The 643-nt window shown below is 41.5% G+C and carries 1 protein-coding gene; it reads right to left on the bottom strand.

The window, feature by feature from the left end; all coding sequences use genetic code 11:
- On the bottom strand, positions 1-621 hold a 621-nt coding region (locus ACS8FD_RS21670; protein ID WP_439277391.1), incomplete at its 3' end, for an esterase/lipase family protein.
- Between the last annotated feature and the right edge of the window lie 22 nt (positions 622-643).

Here is a 643-nt window from a genome sequence, read left to right as displayed (position 1 = left end):
ATCGTCCACTAAGTTATCGTCAGACAGCATCATACGAGAAATAAGAGCGCCCATACTATGACTGATAATGACGCTATTTTTACTGGCACGATTTTGTCCGTTAGGATCTGTTTGCTGATAAGTAGTTTCGAGTAATTTTTGAATCTGATAGCGGTTTTCTAAAAGAGGCAGATTGGTCGGATAAAATATTTGCCATACTTGATAGTTGTCACGTAGCTTATCGTCATTGAATATATCGTTAGTTAGGTTGACCCAGGTGGCAGGACTAGAGGCCAAGCCATGTATCATAACGATGACACGCTTATTAGGATCATAGGGCTCAAGCATGAATAGCTTAGGTAGCGTTGCCTCTTGACGCCGCGTCAGTAAGTTTAAATATCCGACACCGTCGAGCTGGTTTTCTGCTAACCATAGACCATAACCTGCTGAAAAATTGGCAGCAAGTGGATAGTCATTGCCAAGAATATGGACGTTACTACTACGATAGGGGTTGTATAAGTGAATATCGAGCTGATTGCTACTAAGTACATCAAGGATGCTGTCACCAGCTGGTTTTATGAGACCTGTCATCAGTAAATGCCCAGTAGGATAAATACGTGTACTTACTGCGCTATCATCCATGCTGCCATTATTTATCGTTTTA

It is taken from the genome of Psychrobacter sp. 1U2, from assembly GCF_051847575.1.
This window is presented reverse-complemented; position numbering and strand designations above follow the sequence as displayed.